The sequence below is a fragment of the Pseudonocardia xinjiangensis genome, assembly GCF_012911925.1.
Taxonomy (GTDB): domain Bacteria; phylum Actinomycetota; class Actinomycetes; order Mycobacteriales; family Pseudonocardiaceae; genus Pseudonocardia; species Pseudonocardia xinjiangensis.
This window is the reverse complement of sequence record NZ_JAAXKY010000266.1, coordinates 1-4,368: the sequence shown is the minus strand read 5'-3', so window position 1 is coordinate 4,368 and position 4,368 is coordinate 1. Positions and strand designations below refer to the sequence as shown.

Sequence of the window (4,368 nt, the reverse complement as noted above, 5' to 3'; positions counted from 1 at the left end):
GCGCGGAGGGCGGCCACTGCATCGGGGGGTCGCTCGGGGTGCTGAGTGCACTGCGCCGCCTCGGCGTCCGGTACCTGACCCTCACCCACAACCTCAACACCGACTGGGCCGACTCGGCCACCGACGAGCCCGTGCACGGGGGTCTCAGCGACTTCGGCCGCGAGGTGGTGCGCGAGATGAACCGGATCGGCATGGTCGTCGACCTCTCCCACGTGGCCGCCACCACCATGCGCGACGCGCTGGCCACCACCACCGCGCCGGTGCTCTTCACCCACTCGTCCTGCCGCACGGTCACCGACCATCCCCGCAACGTGCCGGACGACGTGCTGGGCGCGCTCGCCCCGAACGGCGGCGTCTGCATGGTGACCTTCGTCCCACGGTTCGTCTCGGCTGCTGTCGCCGAGTGGGACGTGGCGCTGCAGGCCGCCATGACCGACGCCGGGATCGACCACCGCGACCTGCGGGCGCGCGACGCCTTTGCCGCGTCGTGGGCCGGGCCGCCCTGCCCGGAGGCGACCCTGGCCGACGTCGTGGCGCACGTGGAGCACGCGCGCGAGGTGGCGGGTGTCGACCACATCGGCATCGGTGGGGACTTCGACGGCACCAGGGAGCTCCCGGTCGGGCTCGAGGACGTGTCGCGGTACCCGGCGCTGTTCGCTGCCCTGCTGGAGCGCGGCTGGAACGAGGACGACTGCGCGAAGCTCGCCGGGCGCAACGCCCTGCGGGTGCTGCGCGCAGCCGAAGAGGCGGCGGCCTGACCGCCGCGGTGGCGGGATCCGCCGGGCCACCCGCACAATCGGATTGGCCCTATCGCATTGGGAGGATCTGGTGCCGTTGCCGTCGGAACCGTTGCGGAAGCTGGGCTTCCTGACCATCGGGCTGTTCGACGAGGCCGACCCCGGCCGCGGCCACGAGTCCACACTCGAGATCATCGAGCTGGGGGAGCGCTTGGGGTTCGACAGTGCCTGGGTGCGTCACCGGCACCTGCAGTACGGCATCTCCTCACCGGTCGCCGTACTGGCCGCTGCCACGCAACGCACCCGCCGGATCGAGCTCGGCACCGCGGTCATCCCGCTGGGCTGGGAGAACCCGCTGCGGCTGGCCGAGGACCTCGCCACGGTCGACATCCTCTCCGGTGGCCGCCTCAACCCCGGCGTCAGTGTCGGCCCCCCGATGCACTACGACCGCGTCAAGAACGCGCTGTACCCCGACACCGCCGACAGCGAGGACTTCAGCTACGAGCGGGTGCGGCGGCTGCTGGACCTCGTGCGCGGCAAGCCCGCCACCGACTTCAGCGGGGTCGAGGGCTTCGAGGTGTTCTCCGACCGTGTGCAGCCGCACTCCGAGGGCCTGGCCGCCCGCATGTGGTACGGCGGCGCCAGCCTGCGGTCGGCCCGATGGGCCGGTGAGAACGGGATGGCCTTCCTGATGAGCAGTGTGGTCAAGGCCGAGGAGTCCGAGGACTTCGCCGAGATCCAGCTGTCGCACATCCGCACGTTCCGCGCCCACCACCCCGACGGCGACCGCGCGCGCATCTCCCAGGGGCTCGTCGTGATCCCCACCGACTCGGCCTCGCCCGAGCAGCGCGCGAAGTACCTGGCGTTCGCGGAGAAGCGCACGCCCCGGACCGCCACCCCCCAGGGTCCGGCACGCATGATGTTCGCGCCCGACCTCGTCGGCACGTCGGCGGAGATCGCCGAGCGGCTCCATGCCGACGTCGCATTCCGGGAGATCGACGAGGTGGCCTTCGCGCTGCCGTTCACCTTCGAGCACGAGGACTACGTCCAGATCCTCACCGACATCGCCACCCACCTCGGACCTGCGCTCGGCTGGACCGGCGGCAGCGGCGAATAGTGCCGGCCGAACGGGGAGGGAAAGCTGTGTGTGCCCCCGGTGCGACTCGAACGCACACTGAACGGGACTTGAATCCGTCGCCTCTGCCAATTGGGCTACGGGGGCAAGTTGCAGGTGGTGATCCTAGCGGGGACCTATCGTGCGACCTCCTCGACCCCCACTTCGGGTCCGGCGAGATCACAGTCGGTTCCCCGGCGTCGCCCGGTACCCTGAAGGCTTCCGGTACGACCCTCCGGCAAAGGAGAGAAGCCTCGTGACGCAGCAGGTTTCGGAGCAGGACACGACTGCAGGCGAGGCCGGACAGGGCCTTGGTCTGCGGGTGCTCGTGGTGGAGGACGAGGCGCTGATCCGTCTCGACCTCGCCGAGATGCTCACCGAGGAGGGCTATGTCGTTGCGGGCGAGGCCGGCGACGGCGAGCAGGCCGTTGCGCTGGCCCGCGAGCTGAACCCCGATCTCGTGATCATGGACGTGAAGATGCCGAAGGTCGACGGCATCACCGCTGCGGCGTCGATCGTCGAGGAGCGCATCGCGCCCGTCGTCATGCTCACGGCGTTCAGCCAGCGCGACCTCATCGAGCAGGCGCGCGACGCCGGTGCGATGGCCTACCTGGTGAAGCCGTTCGCGCGCCACGAGCTGGTGCCCGCCATCGAGCTGGCCGTGTCCCGCTTCGCGGAGAAGCGCGCGCTCGAGGACGAGGTCGCCACGCTCACCGAGCGGCTGGAGACCCGCAAGGTCGTCGACCGCGCGAAGGGGCTGCTGATGACGAGGCAGAGCATGTCGGAGCCGGAGGCGTTCCGCTGGATCCAGCGCACGGCGATGGACCGCCGCACCACCATGAAGGCCGTCGCCGAGGCTGTGGTCGACGGGCTCGCCGCTCCGAAGGCCTGATTCACCCTCCGCTGAGCGATCGTCACAATCCGCGTTGGCAGATTGCGGTCCGGTAAAGGACCCGCCCCGGATGGTGACTCGGTCGAGTGCTTTCCTTTACCGTCCGCGAGTCTCCCCGGCAACCGGGGGCAACGGACGTCGGGGCCTCGCCCGGAGCAGATCGCGCAGTACGGAAGGAAAAACAGGATGATTCGGAGGCGGACGGTCGTCACCGCCGCGATCCTTGCCGGAGCTCTCGGGCTCACGGCATGCGGAACCAACCGTGAGGAGGCCACCGGCACGGGGGGCGGCGCTGCCTGCGACACCAGCAAGGGCACGCTGATCATCGGCATGATCGCGCCCCTGTCGGGTGGGCTCTCCGCTCTCGGTCTCGGTATGCGCAACTCGGCCGACCTCGCGGTGGACCAGGCCAACCAGAAGTGCGCGGTACCCGGCTACCAGCTGGCGTTCCAGCCGGAGGACGACCAGGCCACGCCGCAGGTCGCGAACCAGGCTGCCACCAAGCTGGCCTCCGACCCCAACGTCGTCGGGGTCGTCGGCACGCTGAACTCGTCCACCGCCCAGGTGGTGCAGCCGATCCTCCAGGAACGCGACATCGTGCAGGTCTCTCCGGCCAACACCGGGCCTGCGCTGACCCTCGGTGCGAACACCTCCGCGCCGGCGCGGCCGTTCGACAACTACTTCCGGGTGGCCACCACCGACCTCGTGCAGGGTCCGTTCGCGGCGAACTACCTGGTTCAGACCGCGGGCAAGAAGAACATCGCCGTGATCGACGACGGCAAGACCTACGGCTCAGGGCTCGCGGAGCAGTTCTCGGACCAGGCCACCAAGCTCGGGGCCAAGATCGTCGCCCGCGAGAAGGTCGGCGAGCGCGACACCGACTTCTCGGGTGTGATCACGCAGATCCGTGCGCTCAACCCGGACGCCGTCTACTACGGCGGGGAGTACCCGGTGGCGGGCCCGCTGTCGGCCCAGCTCGCGGCCGCCGGTCTCAACGTGCCGCTGATGGGCGGCGACGGCATCGTCGACCCGCAGTTCGTCGCGCTCGGCGGACGCCCGGGTGACCTCGCCACCAACGTCGGTGCGCCGGCCGCCTCCCTGCCCAGCGCGCAGCAGTTCATCGCCGACTACAAGGCGGCGAACTACGCCGAGGACTTCGGTGCCTACGGCGCGTTCACCTACGACTCGGCCAACGTGATCATCGCCGGGGTGGCCAAGGCCCTGGCCGGCGGTGACTACAGCGAGGCCAAGCGGGCCGACATCGTGAAGGCGGTGCAGGAGACCAAGCTCGACGGTGCGGGCGGTCCGATCGCGTTCGACCAGTACGGCGACACCACCAACAAGGTGCTCACCGTCTACACGGTCGAGGGCGACAACTTCTCGCCGGTCGAGGGGTCCACGGGCAGCTTCCAGGGCTGATCTGTAGACCACAAAACGGCATCACAGGCCGGGGGCGGGGCAACACTCCGCCCCCGGCGCTCGTGGAGGGACCACCCGCTTGCTGTCCACGCTGCTGTCCCAGATCGTCAACGGACTGGTGCTCGGTTCCCTGATCGGACTGATCGCACTCGGCTACACGATGGTCTACGGCATCATCCAACTGATCAACTTTGCCCACGGCGAGA

At 69.6% G+C, this 4,368-nt stretch carries 5 protein-coding genes and 1 tRNA gene; 5 read left to right on the top strand and 1 reads right to left on the bottom strand.

Features of this window, described 5'->3' with window-relative positions; genetic code table 11:
- On the top strand, positions 1–758 hold a 758-nt coding region (locus tag HF577_RS36710; protein WP_169400603.1), incomplete at its 5' end, for a dipeptidase.
- 70 nt (positions 759–828) lie between these two features.
- Entirely contained in the window at positions 829–1,854 is a 1,026-nt protein-coding gene (locus HF577_RS36705; RefSeq protein WP_169400602.1) for an LLM class flavin-dependent oxidoreductase, read from the top strand.
- Positions 1,855–1,885: 31 nt separating this feature from the next.
- On the opposite strand, the gene HF577_RS36700 is transcribed toward HF577_RS36705, so the two are convergent.
- Positions 1,886–1,959: transfer RNA gene (locus tag HF577_RS36700), tRNA-Leu, on the bottom strand.
- A gap of 148 nt (positions 1,960–2,107) precedes the next feature.
- Here HF577_RS36700 and HF577_RS36695 point away from each other — a divergent pair.
- The 3 genes from HF577_RS36695 to HF577_RS36685 all read left to right on the top strand — a co-directional run.
- Complete coding sequence (locus HF577_RS36695; protein ID WP_169400601.1) at positions 2,108–2,743, top strand: ANTAR domain-containing response regulator; 636 nt, start codon at positions 2,108–2,110, stop codon at positions 2,741–2,743.
- Positions 2,744–2,929: 186 nt separating this feature from the next.
- On the top strand, positions 2,930–4,162 hold the full coding sequence (locus HF577_RS36690) for a branched-chain amino acid ABC transporter substrate-binding protein (protein ID WP_211175412.1): 1,233 nt from the start codon (positions 2,930–2,932) through the stop codon (positions 4,160–4,162).
- Between the two features lie 79 nt (positions 4,163–4,241).
- Positions 4,242–4,368 (top strand): ABC transporter permease subunit (locus HF577_RS36685; protein ID WP_407692284.1); only part of this gene is annotated, 127 nt, incomplete at its 3' end.